This is a genomic window from Shewanella sp. Arc9-LZ, assembly GCF_010092445.1.
Taxonomy (GTDB): domain Bacteria; phylum Pseudomonadota; class Gammaproteobacteria; order Enterobacterales; family Shewanellaceae; genus Shewanella.
This window is the reverse complement of sequence record NZ_CP048031.1, coordinates 1,408,808-1,423,970: the sequence shown is the minus strand read 5'-3', so window position 1 is coordinate 1,423,970 and position 15,163 is coordinate 1,408,808. Positions and strand designations below refer to the sequence as shown.

16 protein-coding genes are annotated in these 15,163 nt (G+C 41.8%); 5 read left to right on the top strand and 11 right to left on the bottom strand.

Going from position 1 to position 15,163, the window contains the following annotated elements; translation table 11 throughout:
* Window positions 1-30: 30 nt before the first annotated feature.
* Window positions 31-597 (bottom strand): cytochrome b/b6 domain-containing protein, encoded by a 567-nt coding sequence (locus tag GUY17_RS06140; RefSeq protein ID WP_101085505.1) that lies wholly within the window; start codon window positions 595-597, stop codon window positions 31-33.
* 136 nt (window positions 598-733) lie between these two features.
* Between GUY17_RS06140 and GUY17_RS06135 the strand changes: the two genes are divergently transcribed.
* Complete coding sequence (locus GUY17_RS06135) at window positions 734-1,135, top strand: hypothetical protein (protein ID WP_162022607.1); 402 nt, start codon at window positions 734-736, stop codon at window positions 1,133-1,135.
* A gap of 16 nt (window positions 1,136-1,151) precedes the next feature.
* Here the strand turns inward: GUY17_RS06135 and GUY17_RS06130 are convergent, their stop codons facing one another.
* The 9 genes from GUY17_RS06130 to GUY17_RS06090 all read right to left on the bottom strand — a co-directional run bounded on the left by GUY17_RS06130 (window position 1,152) and on the right by GUY17_RS06090 (window position 10,368).
* The gene (locus GUY17_RS06130) at window positions 1,152-1,361 is read right to left on the bottom strand and encodes a DUF3565 domain-containing protein (RefSeq protein ID WP_162022606.1); all 210 of its coding nucleotides are present in this window, start codon (window positions 1,359-1,361) and stop codon (window positions 1,152-1,154) included.
* 109 nt (window positions 1,362-1,470) lie between these two features.
* Window positions 1,471-2,937 carry a ribosome biogenesis GTPase Der gene (gene der / locus GUY17_RS06125; RefSeq protein WP_101085510.1) on the bottom strand — a complete coding sequence of 489 codons (1,467 nt, stop codon included), beginning with the start codon at window positions 2,935-2,937 and terminating at the stop codon, window positions 1,471-1,473.
* Window positions 2,938-3,040: 103 nt separating this feature from the next.
* Window positions 3,041-4,276, bottom strand: a complete 1,236-nt coding sequence (gene bamB / locus GUY17_RS06120; RefSeq protein WP_101085512.1) for an outer membrane protein assembly factor BamB — start codon at window positions 4,274-4,276, stop codon at window positions 3,041-3,043.
* A gap of 12 nt (window positions 4,277-4,288) precedes the next feature.
* Window positions 4,289-4,909 (bottom strand): tetratricopeptide repeat protein, encoded by a 621-nt coding sequence (locus GUY17_RS06115; protein WP_162022605.1) that lies wholly within the window; start codon window positions 4,907-4,909, stop codon window positions 4,289-4,291.
* A gap of 26 nt (window positions 4,910-4,935) precedes the next feature.
* Window positions 4,936-6,210 (bottom strand): histidine--tRNA ligase, encoded by a 1,275-nt coding sequence (hisS, locus tag GUY17_RS06110; protein ID WP_162022604.1) that lies wholly within the window; start codon window positions 6,208-6,210, stop codon window positions 4,936-4,938.
* 95 nt (window positions 6,211-6,305) lie between these two features.
* Window positions 6,306-7,421 carry a flavodoxin-dependent (E)-4-hydroxy-3-methylbut-2-enyl-diphosphate synthase gene (gene ispG, locus GUY17_RS06105; RefSeq protein WP_101085518.1) on the bottom strand — a complete coding sequence of 372 codons (1,116 nt, stop codon included), beginning with the start codon at window positions 7,419-7,421 and terminating at the stop codon, window positions 6,306-6,308.
* Between the two features lie 31 nt (window positions 7,422-7,452).
* Window positions 7,453-8,430 carry a RodZ domain-containing protein gene (locus GUY17_RS06100; protein WP_101085520.1) on the bottom strand — a complete coding sequence of 326 codons (978 nt, stop codon included), beginning with the start codon at window positions 8,428-8,430 and terminating at the stop codon, window positions 7,453-7,455.
* Entirely contained in the window at window positions 8,430-9,215 is a 786-nt protein-coding gene (gene pilW, locus GUY17_RS06095; protein WP_101085522.1) for a type IV pilus biogenesis/stability protein PilW, read from the bottom strand. The genes GUY17_RS06100 and pilW overlap by 1 nt, the downstream gene beginning before the upstream one ends.
* A gap of 31 nt (window positions 9,216-9,246) precedes the next feature.
* Window positions 9,247-10,368 (bottom strand): bifunctional tRNA (adenosine(37)-C2)-methyltransferase TrmG/ribosomal RNA large subunit methyltransferase RlmN, encoded by a 1,122-nt coding sequence (locus GUY17_RS06090; protein ID WP_011636587.1) that lies wholly within the window; start codon window positions 10,366-10,368, stop codon window positions 9,247-9,249.
* Window positions 10,369-10,515: 147 nt separating this feature from the next.
* Between GUY17_RS06090 and GUY17_RS06085 the strand changes: the two genes are divergently transcribed.
* The 4 genes from GUY17_RS06085 to GUY17_RS06070 all read left to right on the top strand — a co-directional run bounded on the left by GUY17_RS06085 (window position 10,516) and on the right by GUY17_RS06070 (window position 14,579).
* The gene (locus GUY17_RS06085) at window positions 10,516-11,565 is read left to right on the top strand and encodes a CNNM domain-containing protein (protein ID WP_162024297.1); all 1,050 of its coding nucleotides are present in this window, start codon (window positions 10,516-10,518) and stop codon (window positions 11,563-11,565) included.
* Between the two features lie 221 nt (window positions 11,566-11,786).
* Window positions 11,787-13,523 carry a bifunctional UDP-sugar hydrolase/5'-nucleotidase gene (locus tag GUY17_RS06080; protein ID WP_101085525.1) on the top strand — a complete coding sequence of 579 codons (1,737 nt, stop codon included), beginning with the start codon at window positions 11,787-11,789 and terminating at the stop codon, window positions 13,521-13,523.
* A gap of 174 nt (window positions 13,524-13,697) precedes the next feature.
* Complete coding sequence (locus GUY17_RS06075) at window positions 13,698-14,000, top strand: hypothetical protein (RefSeq protein ID WP_059747853.1); 303 nt, start codon at window positions 13,698-13,700, stop codon at window positions 13,998-14,000.
* A gap of 57 nt (window positions 14,001-14,057) precedes the next feature.
* Complete coding sequence (locus GUY17_RS06070; protein ID WP_162022603.1) at window positions 14,058-14,579, top strand: GNAT family N-acetyltransferase; 522 nt, start codon at window positions 14,058-14,060, stop codon at window positions 14,577-14,579.
* Window positions 14,580-14,812: 233 nt separating this feature from the next.
* Here GUY17_RS06070 and GUY17_RS06065 read toward each other — a convergent pair whose 3' ends face one another.
* A complete protein-coding gene (locus tag GUY17_RS06065) occupies window positions 14,813-15,025 on the bottom strand; it encodes a DUF3820 family protein (RefSeq protein WP_041413444.1) in 213 nt (70 codons plus the stop codon).
* Between the last annotated feature and the right edge of the window lie 138 nt (window positions 15,026-15,163).

The window sequence follows — 15,163 nt, the reverse complement described above, 5'->3', positions numbered from 1 at the left end:
TTTATGCCATTAAAAAAAAAGAAAATAACATTAGCCTCCAATCATTTTCGACACGATGCCTTTATCGTTACCAGACTCGGCCACTAAAATCCCTGCTAAATGTAAACTTATAAAAGGGATGAAATACCACAGTGCCAACTTATGAATTGTTTCAGCCTGTTCTTCTATTGCCTCTGGACCAAACTTGAGTAACAAACCTGTTATTACAGAGAACGCTATGCCAGCATAAAATACCCAATACACCCATGCCTGAAACTTTTGCTTTGTCGTAGCTTGGCGCGAAAAAGGCGACGGATAATGCAGACCAAATTTAGCCATATAAACAAACCGAGCAAAAACAAATACGCCTACCGCATAGCCAAAATAAATATGCCACTGGAACATAACGCCACGAATACTTTTAGCAATGCTCACCGCTTGTTTATCGGTAATAATGACATCTAATTTCGCTAAGCCTTGGTGAATTATGGCGGCCATATGGTTTTTTTCCATCCACCCAAGCCTTAGTAATACGGTTAATAACATCACCATCATGGTCAAGGCCAACCCCCAATGAATAAGACGATGGAATAATGGATAAGTTGTCTGTGTTTGCATATAAACCTCGGTAGGATTGCGATGATGGGGCCATTATCACGCCGGAATCTTAACAATCACTTATGGATAACAATAATCGAAAAAGAATCTAAAACATGACACTATGGCGATAAAATAACTTTGAACGAACTCACACATGACTCATTTTCTGCACAATACCCGACAAATGGCGTTATTCCTTGCAGGTTTAGGAACTTCATTGGGCGGACTTTATACTTTATTCCCACAGTGGGCTGTCGAAAACCTTAACCAGTTAACCTATCACTCCAGTGACACAATATTTATTCAGCATTGGGGATTTATGGTATTAATGGTTGGATGCAGTTTTTTTATTGCGATGGTCCGTTCAACTTGGATACAACCACTGTTTTGCATTGCGCTAATTGAAAAGCTATTTTTTATTAGCCTAGTATTGAGCAATGCCAATCAATCTTTTGTCGATGGCTTTTGGCTATCAATGGTAATGGACAGTATTATATGTGCTTACATCGCCGTTTATTTATGGTTTTGTCGAACCACTTCAGATTTAACGTCTTGAGCTAAGCAAACGTAATCTAGCCAAGACTATCTGGCAGTGCCGCGACATCGCATTTTTTACAAATAAGGATCATCCCTAATTGCTGTTGCCGACCTTCTACTGTTATTACCCAAGGGCGAACAGTCCAAGGTGGATTATGCCGAACATGTTGAAAATGGCCGCAACCTAATTCTGCCACCCAATGATGTTCTTCATCCAAATGATAACCGGTAATTTTTTGCTGCATCCTAGTTCACCCAATCTTTAATACCAATTCTAATAGACGGTAAACACCTACAAAAAAGCCTGAACAAGTCAGGCTTTTTGAGTAATAAGTAACTTAAATAACAACGAGGTTACTTAGTACGATCGCGAATGTGGCTCATTGCACGCTTACGACGACGCTCTTGACCCACGGTCAACTTCTCAGTTCTACCTTCAAACGGGTTAGAACCTTCATGAAAACGTAACTGAATTGGCGTACCGACTACTTTTAATGAACGACGGAAATAGTTCATCATATAGCGCTTATACGAATCAGGTAGTTTCTTAACTTGGTTACCATGAATAACCACGATTGGTGGATTATAACCGCCAGCGTGAGCATATTTAAGCTTCACACGACGACCATTCACCAATGGTGGTTGGTGATCATCTTGCGACATTTGCATAACGCGCGTTAGCATTGATGTACTTACGCGACGTGTCGCACTGTCGTAGGCTTCTTCAATTGACTCATATAAATGACCAACGCCAGTGCCATGTAATGCCGAAATAAAGTGAATACGAGCAAAATCGATAAAGCCTAAACGGCGATCAAGTTCGCTTTTAACACGGTCTTTGACTTTTTGATCAATACCGTCCCACTTGTTTATCGCAATCACCAATGCACGGCCTGCGTTTAAGGTAAAACCTAATAAACCAAGATCTTGCTCTGCAATACCTTCGCGTGCATCGATAACTAATAATACTACGTTAGCATCTTCAACCGCTTTCAAGGTTTTAATTACCGAGAATTTCTCGATAACTTCATTTACTTTACTGCGACGTCGAACACCAGCAGTATCAATTAACACGTACTCTCTACCTTCGCGTGACATTGGAATGTAAATACTGTCACGAGTGGTACCTGGCTCGTCATAAACGACGACACGTTCTTCGCCGAGGATACGGTTAATCAGTGTTGATTTACCCACGTTAGGCTTACCAATAATGGCGAGCTTAATCGGTAAGTTTTGTAGGCGTTCTTGTTCTGCTTCCGCTTCTTCTTCAGTATATTCACGTTCAACTTGCTCGCCTTCTTCGTCGAGTTCGCGAACAATACCCATAGCTTCGGCATAAGGCGTTAGTGCGTAGTCAATCATGTTGGTTACACCACGACCTTGCGCGGCAGCCATTTGATAGACTTCACCTAAACCTAGAGACCAAAATTCACCACAAGCTGAATCGGCATCAATACCATCAACTTTGTTGGCAACCACAAAAGTGACTTTATCACGGCTACGTAAATGCTGAGCAATCGCTAAATCGGCAGCGGTCATACCAGCACGAGCATCGGTCATAAATAATACGACGTCAGCTTCTTCAATCGCGGCCAATGACTGTTCAGCCATTTTGGTTTCGATCCCTTCTTCGCTGCCATCAATACCGCCAGTATCAACAACGATAAACTCGTAGCCAGCTAAAAATGCACGGCCGTACTTACGGTCACGTGTTAAACCTGGGAAATCAGCGACTAACGCATCACGAGTACGAGTAAGACGGTTAAATAATGTCGATTTGCCGACATTCGGTCGCCCTACAAGGGCCACAACAGGGATCATGATTTTGCCTCTAAAAAACTTTTCAATAAAAAGCCCCCGGAACGCTTCCAGGGGCTCTAGTAAGGACATTATACCTTAATTAACGCAAAAATAGTGCTATGACTTATTCCGCATCAGTTTCAGTATCTTCCTCAACATTCATTTGCTCTTCTTTGTTCAACGTAACAATCGCGACTTTGCCGCTACGGCCTTGAACATAGATTTTGTCACCCACCACTAAAGGTTGGGCATATAATCCATCACTATCAACTTGAACTCGGCCAACTATATCGCCGCTGTTACGGTCAATAAAATGCAAGTAACCTTCAAAGTCACCGACAACAATATAATTATCAATTACTGCAGGGGCTGTTAACTCACGGTTTTTAAGGACTGAAGTGCTCCATAACTCTAAACCATTACGGCGATCGACAGAGTAAATACGGCTATGATCATCGACCAAATACAGGCTAATACCTGCAGCGGCTAAATCATTAAAGCTTGAATATTTACGCGACCAAACTACGCGACCGCTACGAAGTTCCATAGAGACTAAGTTACCATTGTAACTAGCAACATACAGATTTTCGCCCAGTATTAATGGCGTCATATCAATATCAGCCATCCGGGTAAACTCATTTGCACCGGTTGGACTAAAAACGGCTTGTTCCCAAGCAGCTTGGCCATTACTTTTAACGACAACTGCGACTTTACCGTCAGCTGTTCCCAAAAAGAAACCGCCCGCTTCATACGCAGCAGAACCTGTACCTCTTAAGGTAAGATTTGGCAGTTGCATTTCATAGGTCCATAACTTTTTACCGTTATCGATATCAAATGCTTCAAATGCGCCTTTACTGGTATTTACCGCGACAACATCTTCTGCCACTGTTGGTGCCGATAATAACTCGCCATTTGCTTGCGCAGACCACACAACGTCACCCGTTGCTTCGTCAAGCGCAACCAATAAACCGGTTTCGCCACCAACAAACACTTTATTACGTGCAGCGGTAACACCTGCAGCTAAAAGAATACCCTTGGTTTTGGTTTCAAGCTTATCTTCAAAGACATCATTGAAGTCTTTTTTCCAAAGCTCATCACCGGTTGTTTCATCAAAGGCAACCACAATACCGCTACGATCGGCGACAAACACCTTGCCGTAACGAACAGTAGGACGAAGTTGAGAGTAATAATCCCCTACACCGTCGCCGACACTGGTATCCCAAGTAATCTCAGGAAACACGGTTGCTTGTATATCAACTAATTCACTCACTGGCTCTTCTTCAACATCACTTGAAGAACAAGCAGACATAAGAGCAACACTTAACCCAACGGCAAGTAGATTTTTACACCACGACTTCATCGGCTAAATTCCTTATGCCTTGTTTAGATTGTCTAATTTCATGGTCAGCGCTGGACTGGCTAATGCGCCACCATTATCCACTGCTGTTTGATAAGCTGATTTGGCTTTATCCAAATCACCTTGACGCACTAAAAAGTCGCCTTTCAATTCTTCACGTTGTGAAGCAAATGCTTTATCAGTCACTTGATCTAACGTCGCTAACGCCATGCCTATATTGTTTTGTTCTGCTTGAATACGTGCTAAACGAATCATCGCTACCATACCCAAACCAGAACCTGGTTGGGCAGCAATTATCTTAGTAAATGAGGCTTCAGCTTTAGCTAAATCACCCGCTTCAACCGCTGACTTTGCTACCATCAATTCAAGCAATGCTTGATAACCTTGCTGATCATGTTCTGATGCAAAGCTTTCTGCCTGAACCAATAACGCAGCAGGGTTAGCCGACTGTGTCACGATAGACTGAAACGACTCTGAAGCTTCTTCAGCCGCCGTCACTTTCATGTCTGAATATTCGTTCCAACCATATAGACCGCCAAGGCCTACTACGGCACCCACAATAATTGAGGTACCATAATCTTTCCAGAACTGCTTGATAGCATCTACTTGTTGTTCTTCTGTGCTATAAATTTCCACTTGCACTTCCCCTTTAAAATCTGTTCTTAAATCAGTTCTGCAATTTTAGCTACGAGTTCACTACGCGTAACCAATTGTTGTTCATCGTTTGTTCTTAGCGGTTTAATAGCGACTTGGCTATTAGCCATTTCGTTTTCACCAATAATTAACGCAAACTGAGCACCACTTTTATCGGCACGTTTCATTTGCTTTTTAAAGTTGCCACCACCGCAATGGCTCATGACTTTAAGTGTTGGTAACTGTTGACGCAACTCTTGAGCCACTTTAATGGCTTCAACGACGCAATTTTCACCCATTGCAGTGACATAAACGTCAACTTCTGGGGCAATATCACTGGTTAACTCAAGTGTTTCAAGCAATAGTACAATACGCTCAAGGCCCATTGCAAAACCAACAGCTGGGGTATCTTTACCACCAAGTTGGCCGACTAAGCCGTCATAGCGCCCACCCGCCAATACTGTACCTTGAGAGCCCAGGCTAGTGGTAACCCATTCAAATACAGTGCGGTTATAATAATCTAAACCACGGACTAAACGCGGATTAATGGTGTATTGGATACCAACAGCGTCTAAGAGTTCACATAAAGTTGAAAAATGTGTCTTGGTCTCTTCACCAAGATAGTCCATCAATGCGGGAGCATCAGCTAAAAGAGCCTGCACTTGCTGATCTTTACTGTCTAGCACTCGCAATGGATTGGAATACATGCGACGTTGACTATCTTCATCTAACTTGTCTTTGTGCTGCTCTAAGAATGCAATTAAGGCATCACGGTAAGCTGCACGTTCAGCCGGATCGCCTAAAGTATTAAGCTCAAGTGCCACGTGTTCTTTAATGCCTAACAAGTCCCATAAACGGGCAGATAACATTAATACTTCAGCATCAATATCGGCGCTAGCAATGCCGTAAACTTCAACGCCAAACTGGTGGAATTGACGGTAACGACCTTTTTGCGGGCGCTCATGGCGAAACATGGGTCCCATATACCATAAACGTTGTTCTTGATTGTAAAGCAGACCATGTTCGTTACCCGCACGCACTGTTGAGGCTGTGCCTTCAGGGCGTAAGGTTAAGCTGTCACTGTTACGATCTTCAAAGGTGTACATTTCCTTTTCAACAATATCGGTCACTTCACCAATAGAGCGTTTAAAAAGATCGGTACTTTCTACAATAGGAGTACGAATTTCACTGTATCCAAATGCACTAACTGATGAGCGCAATACAGCTTCGACTTTTTGCCATAAAGGACTTTGAGTAGGCAGAATATCATTCATTCCACGAATAGCTTGGATTTGCTTTGCCACTGTTAACGTGTCCACTTCTTGATTAGCTTGCGCTAATAAAATGTAAATATACCCTCAACATCGGCAACTCTTGGTTGCCATGCACAGGATTAAGATTATTCAGTTTTATCGATTATCGCGATGCGATTAGCCATCATGCTGGCTTTAGCGCGGATTTTTGCTTCTAAACCATCGACAATATTTTTATTGTCAAAGCGCTCTTTTTGACGCACTCCGTCATCATAATAACCGCTCTTAGCATGGCCGCCAGTTAAGCCGATATCAGCCACTAACGCTTCACCTGGACCGTTGACTACGCAACCAATAATAGACACATCCATTGCAGTGGTAATGTCCTCAAGACGACGTTCGAGTTCATTGACGGTACTAATCACATCAAACTCTTGGCGCGAACAAGAAGGACAAGCAATAAAGTTAATGCCACGGCTACGAATACGTAGCGACTTTAAAATATCAAAACCAACTTTAATTTCTTCAACCGGATCGGCCGCTAACGAAATACGTAAAGTATCACCAATGCCTTCAGCTAATAACATGCCTAAACCGACAGCTGATTTAACTGAACCCGCACGCATCCCACCGGCTTCGGTAATACCTAAATGTAACGGTTGACGAATTTGTTTAGCCAGCAGACGGTATGATGCGACAGCCAGGAATACATCTGACGCTTTAACGCTGACTTTAAATTGATCAAAATTCAAACGGTCCAAAATATCCACATGACGCATCGCTGATTCAAATAATGCTTCAGGCGTTGGTTCACGATATTTGTCCATTAAGTCTTTTTCAAGCGAGCCACCATTCACTCCGATACGGATGGGAATGTTTTTATCGCGGGCGCACTCAACCACACTGCGAATGCGTTCTTCATTACCAATATTACCTGGGTTAATACGCAGGCAATCTGCACCGTATTCGGCCACTTTAAGCGCGATACGATAATCGAAATGAATATCGGCCACTAATGGCACATTGACAGACTGTTTGATAATTTTAAAGGCTTCAGCATCATCCATTGTCGGTACTGAAATACGTACAATATCAGCGCCCACTTTTTCTAATGCTAGAATTTGCGCCACGGTGGCCGCAACATCGGTAGTTTTAGTATTCGTCATCGATTGAACAGCAATCGGTGCACCATCACCAATAGGGACATTGCCCACATAGATACGTGTTGATGGTCTGCGAATAATTGGGGATTCGTTATACATGCAAATATGCTCTACTGCTGTTGCTAAAGCATTATGACGCTTTAGGCAGGGTTAATCTTGCAACTCGACCGTTGGCAAACTCAGCTAAACTGACATTATTGCCATCGAGGCTGATGCTGGCTACTTGAGGAGCACCCAGAATCACTTTAAAAGGTTTTATTCCACGAACTTCAATTCGTTGTGCCGAATTCTTCACGCCATCAACCATCACTTTGCCGTTTGCATCAGTCACGTTAACCCAGCAATCACCGGTAAGCTCAATGGTTAACACACTTTCGCCACTGGCTAAACTGGTGTCGGTTGTTGATGAAGATTCAGTACTAGCAGTTGTAACACTGCTGCTAGCCGCTAATTGTTGTGCAGTACTGGCTGCATCTTGTGCCGTTTGAATCAGCTTATCTTCGGCTTCTATTGCTGCCTTGTTAGCCGAATCTGTTGCACTATCATTGCCTTCGTTACCTACATCATTAGCAGTAGATTGCACTGAGCCACTTCGAATGATCTGTTGCGGTTCAGGCATGTTGCTTTCAGCAGCAATCTCTTCAACGGTAGGCTGCGATAAATCAACATTGGTTAGTAACGATGATTTCTGTACCCACCACAACACTAACATGGCAATCAATACGGCAACGATAAGATAAGTCACTAAATTAAGACGACTATTACGAGCTTGATGAGTCGTTTTACGTGAAAAACTTTGCATTGCAGGCGCAACAATTTCAGGCAACTGATGGCTTAAGCATTGTTGAATTTGGTTAATGTCAGCACTCACAACACGGGCATAATTTTTAATATAACCTCTAACATATGTGGTGGAGGCAATATTAACAAAAATGTCATTTTCAAGATCATTGATAATCTTGGGACGTAAATGCAATTGGGTTGCTACGGTCTCAATTGAGAGTCCCTTTGCTTCGCGAGCCGCTTTTAAAATGGCGCCAGCAGTAACAACATCCTTTAACAATGACGTTTCTTCTACGTCTTGTTCTACTTCGAATTCTTTAGTCATTAATTCAAGTTAGCTCTATAATTTTTGGCTTGTGGAGATGCAGGAAACTTAGCAATAAGTAAAATGCCAAATCGTTTTACGGCTTCTATATCATTCGCCGCCCGCTCAATCTTAATCCCTAAGGCTAAACTTTCTGCTGATTCGCTAGCAACTCGATGGTATCTTGCGAGTTGTTCGCGCGCATTGCCGTAGTCAGCATCTTCCATGGCTAACTCGGTTAATTCTAATAACGTTACTTTACGTCTTTGATCATACTTTAACGCCATATTAAAATACTGTCGCGCTTTTTCTTTATCACCGGCTTTACGGCTGCATACGCCTAAGTTTTCATAACTCGATGCGGTACGGGTATATTTAGGTGTTTCAATCGCCGCAAGAAACATTTTCTCAGACTCAACAAAATTATTTTGCTGACACAAAAACACCCCAAAGTTATTCCGTGCATCACCAGTAACATCACTCAAGCTAATGGCTTTTTTATATGACTCTTCTGTTCGCTCTATATCACCAACTGTTTGATAATAATAAGCCATTGCCATATGAACTTCACTGATATTCGGTGCATATTCAACAGCTTTATTTAAATTGTACTTGGCTTGTTCACTATTTCCACGATTTAGATAAGTTAACCCAAGTTGCATTCGTTCTCTAGCGGCCCCCTGCTTATCAAACCGACGCTCTGCTACAGGGGTATCAGTACCACTGTAAGTACGCTCAGTAACACAAGCAGTGACGGACAAAGCCACTAAAGTAATCAGAACAACCTTTTGCATTCCGTGCTTCATTTATAAGCCTATTATCTATGCAAACAACGAGTTATTCCATTGTGACTGAAATCTGATTCTGTTGCATTTGTTTTTTTGCTAAACGCTTTGTTCTATCACGAATATCGCCAGCTAGTTGGCCACAAGCAGCATCAATATCATCACCACGAGTTTTACGAACAATCACAGTTAGGCCGTGTTCCATCAACACTTTAGAAAAACGATCTATGCGTGAGTTAGATGAACGACCGTAAGGAGAACCAGGGTACGGGTTAAACGGAATTAAGTTAATCTTACATGGAGTATCTTTCATTAGAATCGCAAGTTCATGCGCTTGGTCTGTGCTGTCATTAATATGATCAAGCATGACATATTCAACCGTCACGCGGCCGCGATTTGCATTAGACTTTTCTAAATAACGACGAATACCCGCTAAAAATTCTTGTAATGGATATTTTTTATTAACTGGAACCAACACATCGCGCAGTTCATCATTTGGTGCGTGAATACTTACCGCTAATGCGACATCAATGGCGTCACCTAATTTATCAAGTGCAGGTACTACACCAGAGGTTGATAACGTCACTCGACGTTTAGATAAACTAAAGCCAAAATCATCCAGCATAATATCCATCGCAGGGATCACGTTAGCAAGGTTCAGCAAAGGCTCACCCATCCCCATCATCACTACGTTAGAAATTGGTCGATCGCCAGTGTCTTTATGGAAACCTAAAAATTGCGATACACGCCAAACTTGGCCAATAATTTCAGATACCGTTAAATTACGGTTAAAACCTTGTTGGCCCGTTGAGCAGAAGGTACATTCTAAAGCGCAGCCGACTTGTGACGATACACACAAGGTCGCGCGGTCTTCTTCAGGAATATATACGGTTTCAACTTCTTGGCCTTGGCCAACATTGATAGCAAATTTAATAGTGCCATCATTCGACTTTTGAAAACTCGCAATTTCAGGCGCAACAATTTCACACTTCGCTGCAAGTTTGGTACGCAACACTTTGTTTATGTTGTTCATTTCTTCAAAGTCAGTAACACCAAAGTGATAAACCCACTTCATTAACTGATCGGCACGAAACGGTTTTTCGCCCATCTCACTGAACAACGCCCGTAGTCCTTTACGATCAAGATCTAATAAATTGATTTTCTTTACACTCATTCGCCTAACCTCAAAACACCAAAACCTGTAACAGGGCGGCGAATTATACAGTTAGCATCACGTTTTAGCCAGTATATCTGCATCTAGTGATATGTTAGTATTACTGCAGGCTATATGGCCTTCTACGAGGAAGTTTTTACTCACACTATGTTAACCCTTTTATTGATTGTTTCTTTTGCTATTTTGATTTCCTTTTTGTGTAGTATTTTTGAAGCAGTTCTCTTATCTGTCACTCCAAGTTATATCGCAACCCTAAAAGAAACTAACCCCTTTATTGCTGCGCAGCTCGATAAGCAAAAGCAAAATATTGACTCTCCTTTAGTGTCTATCCTAACGCTAAATACCATCTCACATACCATGGGTGCTTCTATTGCTGGCGCACAGGCGGCTATTGTGTTTGGTAGTCAAATGCTTGGGGTATTCTCTGCTGTTCTAACTTTTTTAATTTTGTTCCTCTCAGAAATCATACCTAAAACATTAGGGGCTAATCATTGGCGTAAATTGGCGCCATCGGTATCGGTATGCCTATTCTGGATGGAAAAAATGACCATGCCTTTAATTTGGATGTCTCAAAAAGTCACCAATCTGTTAGGCAAAGGTAATAACGGTCAATACATTCGTCAAGAGCTCGGCGCGATGAGTAAAATGGGTAAAGACAGTGGTGAGTTAAGTGAACAAGAATCACAAATTTTAACCCAAATGTTATCGATGAAAGACATGCACGTCAGCGACATCATGACCCCCAGAACGGTAATATTTAAATTATCGACTCACATCACTCATGCGCAATTTATCGACCAATATTTGTCGAGCCCGTTTACTCGTTTTCCGATTTACCAAGGTGACCGAGATAATGTGATTGGTTATGTCAATCGTAATGACATTATCCTTCAGTCTCGACAAGCACCAGATACCGAAATTGGTACTCATTTAAAAACGTTACTTGTAGTCCCCTCTTCCGTAAGAGTATTGCCACTGTTTCAATTAATGATAAAACGTAATGCTAAAATGGCATTAGTAGTTGATGAATATGGCTCAAGTGAAGGGATAGTGACAATTGAAGATATCATCGAAACCTTAATTGGTTTAGAAATCGTTGATTCAAAGGATTTAGCTCCCAACATGCAAGCTCTGGCGCGTAAGCTGTGGCAACGACGAATCAAGAATAAAGGGTTAGTTATATACGATGATAATTAACTTGGTTAATTAAGCCACTTGCGCACGGATACATAATCAAAAAATCAATTATTAACATTCTGTTGGTCGCATTTTTTAATACAAACTGTATTGGCTATATCCAGCCAATTAGTACCATCATTTCCGTTGTTTGAGCTGCAATATAAAGATCACAACAACGCGCAGTGATGACATGTTTAGCTAAATTAGTATAAGATGGTGACATTATATTGAGGAAAAAAATGTCACATATTTATCGTTTATCTATAGCTCATATTAATGACACTCATTCTAACTTCGAACCTAGTCCAGTCCAGTTTAGCCTGACAGCCCAGCAACGCACTTATACACTTGAAGGCCATTCAGGTGGCTATGCGCGTTTAGGTTACCAAATTGAACAAACAAGGCAGCAAGCCGCAGCCGAGCAAACTCCATTTCTATTTTTACATGGCGGCGATAGCTTTCAGGGCACTTTATATTTTAGAGAGTTTCAAGGTGCCGCCAATGCACACCTTCTTAACTTACTCAAACCTGATGCCATGGTGTTGGGTAATCACGAAATCGATGCAGGTAATAGCCCTGTGCAGGCCTTTTTAAACCGTATCGACTTTCCGGTATTAGCCGGAAATATGGATTTAAGCGCAGAAGATAGGCAGAAAACAGGTCGATTATACGGCCACCCGATGTTGTACGACTTTGATGACAGTACCGGGACAGCAAAAGTATTGATAAAGCCATTTCACGATATTCAAATGGCTATTATTGGTATTACCTTAGATCAAATGCATTTAATTGCTAGGCCGGATCCCGATACCCACTTTGTTAATGCTATCGACACTACCCGTAAAACAGTTCAAAAACTGAAACAGCAAGGCATTAATCATATTATTGTACTAAGCCACCTAGGTTTAGACCAAGACCAAGAACTTGCTGCCTGTGTCGACGGCATAAGTCTAATTGTCGGCGGACATTCTCATACTCTCCAAGGTAATATGAGCAACATTGGCTTAAGCGATATTCCTTACGCAGAAACCATAAACTCAACGCCTATTTTGCATGCCGGAAAATATGCAGAAACGCTGGGTATTGCTCAAATCAATTTTGATTCAAATGGCAAAGTAACCGAACTTATCGGTAATAACTATTTTATGCTTGATGACAATATTCATGTCAGCACTAAAGACGGACAGCCTGCCGATAGTGCTATTGCCGCAGATTTAATCGAGCAGTTGTTCAATCACCCAAGCATAAAAGACGCTAAGCATGATGATGCTATTCATCAGGTGATTCACAGCCAATACCGCCCATCATTAGATGCGCTAGAAAACCAAATACTGGCTCATATACCTCGAAACTTTGTCCACACTAGGTTGCCCAGCAAACAGCTGCCTCATGGCAGTGAAATAGCCCCTTGGGTGAGTCGTAGCATGTATAAAGCGGCTAAATATATTGAGCCAAATATCGATTTTGCACTCCATAATGCGGGAGGTGTAAGGCAATCACTCAATAAAGGGCAATTATCACTTGCCGATGTTATTGGCCGCATTTTGCCATTCGAATTACCCCTAACCTTGTATCAAATTATGGGTAAACATATTATTGAAGCTTTAGAATCGTCCATCAATAGCGCGACCAATAATGGTATTGTCGGCACAGGTGCGGGCAGTTTCCCCTACCCCTATGGATTACGCTACTTCTATGATGGTAAGCGAGTTAAAGGCCAGCGGATCACTCAAATTGATATCTACAAGCAGGATCAATGGCAAACTCTTGAATCTAATAAGTTGTATATTGGCGTATCAAGTTCTTATACCGCAGCGGGTAAGGAAGGTTATGATGCGTTATTGCATGCCCACTGGCAGCAACCGATGAGCAATCAAACGCTGCCAGAAGCCTTCATCGATTTTGTTAGTCAACATGGCCATCTCATTACGGGACAACTGTTTACAAATGTACATTACATTAGCCATCGCGATTAAACGGCAACTTCATATATTTAGAAGACAATACCTAAAAGAAACCACCTAACAGCAGATAGAAGACAATAATTCGCGGTAGATCACAGACCATAATGAGCAGAGATGGTTAAATAGTTCAAAGGTTGAATTAAAATCCTCATTAATTATCATTTTTGGCAAAATAGGAATACATACATGAAAGCTAAATTAATTGCATTTGCTGCCGCTGCCACTTTGGCTATGGGTGTTTCTTCTGTATGGGCACAAGGTGCTTTGCATCAAGGCGAAGTACTCGACACCATGAATGGTGGCGGTTATACCTACGTTCAACTAAAAGAAGCTGACAAAACATATTGGGCTGCGGGTCCGCAAACTGAAGTGGCTAAAGGCGATAAGGTAGAAGTGTCTGAACAAATGTGGATGAGCGACTTTAAAAGCTCAAGCCTAAACAGAACCTTTGATAAAATCATGTTTGTTGGCAATATTAATAAAAAATAGTACGTTTTATCGTAAAAAACTTACATAATTGGCCAATCTTATCGATTGGTCTTTTTTATGAAAAACTCAATAAATCAACCTCATCAAATCGTTGATTTTTCTGCATCCTATGCAACTCAAATAAGTGAATTATACCATACGGCTGTACAAGGCATTATTCATCCAAGATACCCGACCTTAAAACTCAATGCGTGGTCATCAGCGCCCCGTTCGGCTAAATTTTGGCAACTACGATACAAACGAAATAAAGCCTGGTTAGCACTTGATAACCAACAGGTCACTGGTTTTATTAGTCTAGAAACTCATTTTAAACACCAGGGGTATATTGACTGCTTATACGTTCACCCCGACTATCAGCAGCAAGGCATCGCCCGCGCACTCTATAAACACTTACAACATTGGGCTCTTCAGCAACCATATCCTTATCTCAGTGTTGATGCGTCATACTTATCTAAACCGTTGTTTGAAGCTATGGGATTTGTTTTGCAACAAACAAGCTATCAACAAAAGTGTGGCCAAACGTTTACCGGCTTTTACATGAAAAAACGGTTAATAGACTCGCTACTAGGGCGGGCTTAGTCCTGCGAGAACGCTATAAAAGCGATAACGAGCGTTAAAAGCCTAGGTGCTAGGACGATAACGAGCGAACGCTTTGACCGCTTTATTTAACAGCGTAGCGATCTAGCAGGACGCAGTCCGCGCTAGCCTCTAGGCTGTTACGTTCGTCACCGCTTGTCATCGCTTGTTACCAGCTTCATCGCTTGTTACCAGCTTCATCGCTTGTTACCAGCTTCATCGCTTACTACCTAGCTTCACCGCTTTAACAGAGGTTGTAGCATTTCTTCCAATCCATTGAGCTTCACTTCATACATTAATGCTAGTTGCTCACCAAGTTTGCCTTCAGGAAAACCTTTAGAGTGAAACCAAACCAAGTAAGGTTCTGGTAACTGCAGTAATTTACGACCAGCATATTTACCAAATGGCATGGTTTGATTAATCGCTTCTAACAATTGCTGCTCATTCATCACTTATGGCTCCACGCCTTTGTTTATCGATTAGGTTAATGTAATACCGATTACATTAACTATTTTATCAGTTCAAAGCCTTTATCAAAACTGCTTTAAGTTAAGCAAAGTGAACTGACAATGCACGCGATTGACATT

Bases quoted from the DNA above. Each gene is read 5' to 3' on its own strand.
- GUY17_RS06085 (WP_162024297.1), top strand. From the start codon at position 10,516: ATGTTAACCCTTTTATTGATTGTTTCTTTTGCTATTTTGATTTCCTTT.
- GUY17_RS06130 (WP_162022606.1), bottom strand. From the start codon at position 1,361: ATGCAGCAAAAAATTACCGGTTATCATTTGGATGAAGAACATCATTGG.
- GUY17_RS06135 (WP_162022607.1), top strand. From the start codon at position 734: ATGACTCATTTTCTGCACAATACCCGACAAATGGCGTTATTCCTTGCA.
- bamB (WP_101085512.1), bottom strand. From the start codon at position 4,276: ATGAAGTCGTGGTGTAAAAATCTACTTGCCGTTGGGTTAAGTGTTGCT.
- GUY17_RS06090 (WP_011636587.1), bottom strand. From the start codon at position 10,368: ATGAGTGTAAAGAAAATCAATTTATTAGATCTTGATCGTAAAGGACTA.
- der (WP_101085510.1), bottom strand. From the start codon at position 2,937: ATGATCCCTGTTGTGGCCCTTGTAGGGCGACCGAATGTCGGCAAATCG.
- ispG (WP_101085518.1), bottom strand. From the start codon at position 7,421: ATGTATAACGAATCCCCAATTATTCGCAGACCATCAACACGTATCTAT.
- GUY17_RS06140 (WP_101085505.1), bottom strand. From the start codon at position 597: ATGCAAACACAGACAACTTATCCATTATTCCATCGTCTTATTCATTGG.
- GUY17_RS06080 (WP_101085525.1), top strand. From the start codon at position 11,787: ATGTCACATATTTATCGTTTATCTATAGCTCATATTAATGACACTCAT.
- GUY17_RS06100 (WP_101085520.1), bottom strand. From the start codon at position 8,430: ATGACTAAAGAATTCGAAGTAGAACAAGACGTAGAAGAAACGTCATTG.
- GUY17_RS06065 (WP_041413444.1), bottom strand. From the start codon at position 15,025: ATGAATGAGCAGCAATTGTTAGAAGCGATTAATCAAACCATGCCATTT.
- GUY17_RS06075 (WP_059747853.1), top strand. From the start codon at position 13,698: ATGAAAGCTAAATTAATTGCATTTGCTGCCGCTGCCACTTTGGCTATG.
- GUY17_RS06070 (WP_162022603.1), top strand. From the start codon at position 14,058: ATGAAAAACTCAATAAATCAACCTCATCAAATCGTTGATTTTTCTGCA.
- pilW (WP_101085522.1), bottom strand. From the start codon at position 9,215: ATGAAGCACGGAATGCAAAAGGTTGTTCTGATTACTTTAGTGGCTTTG.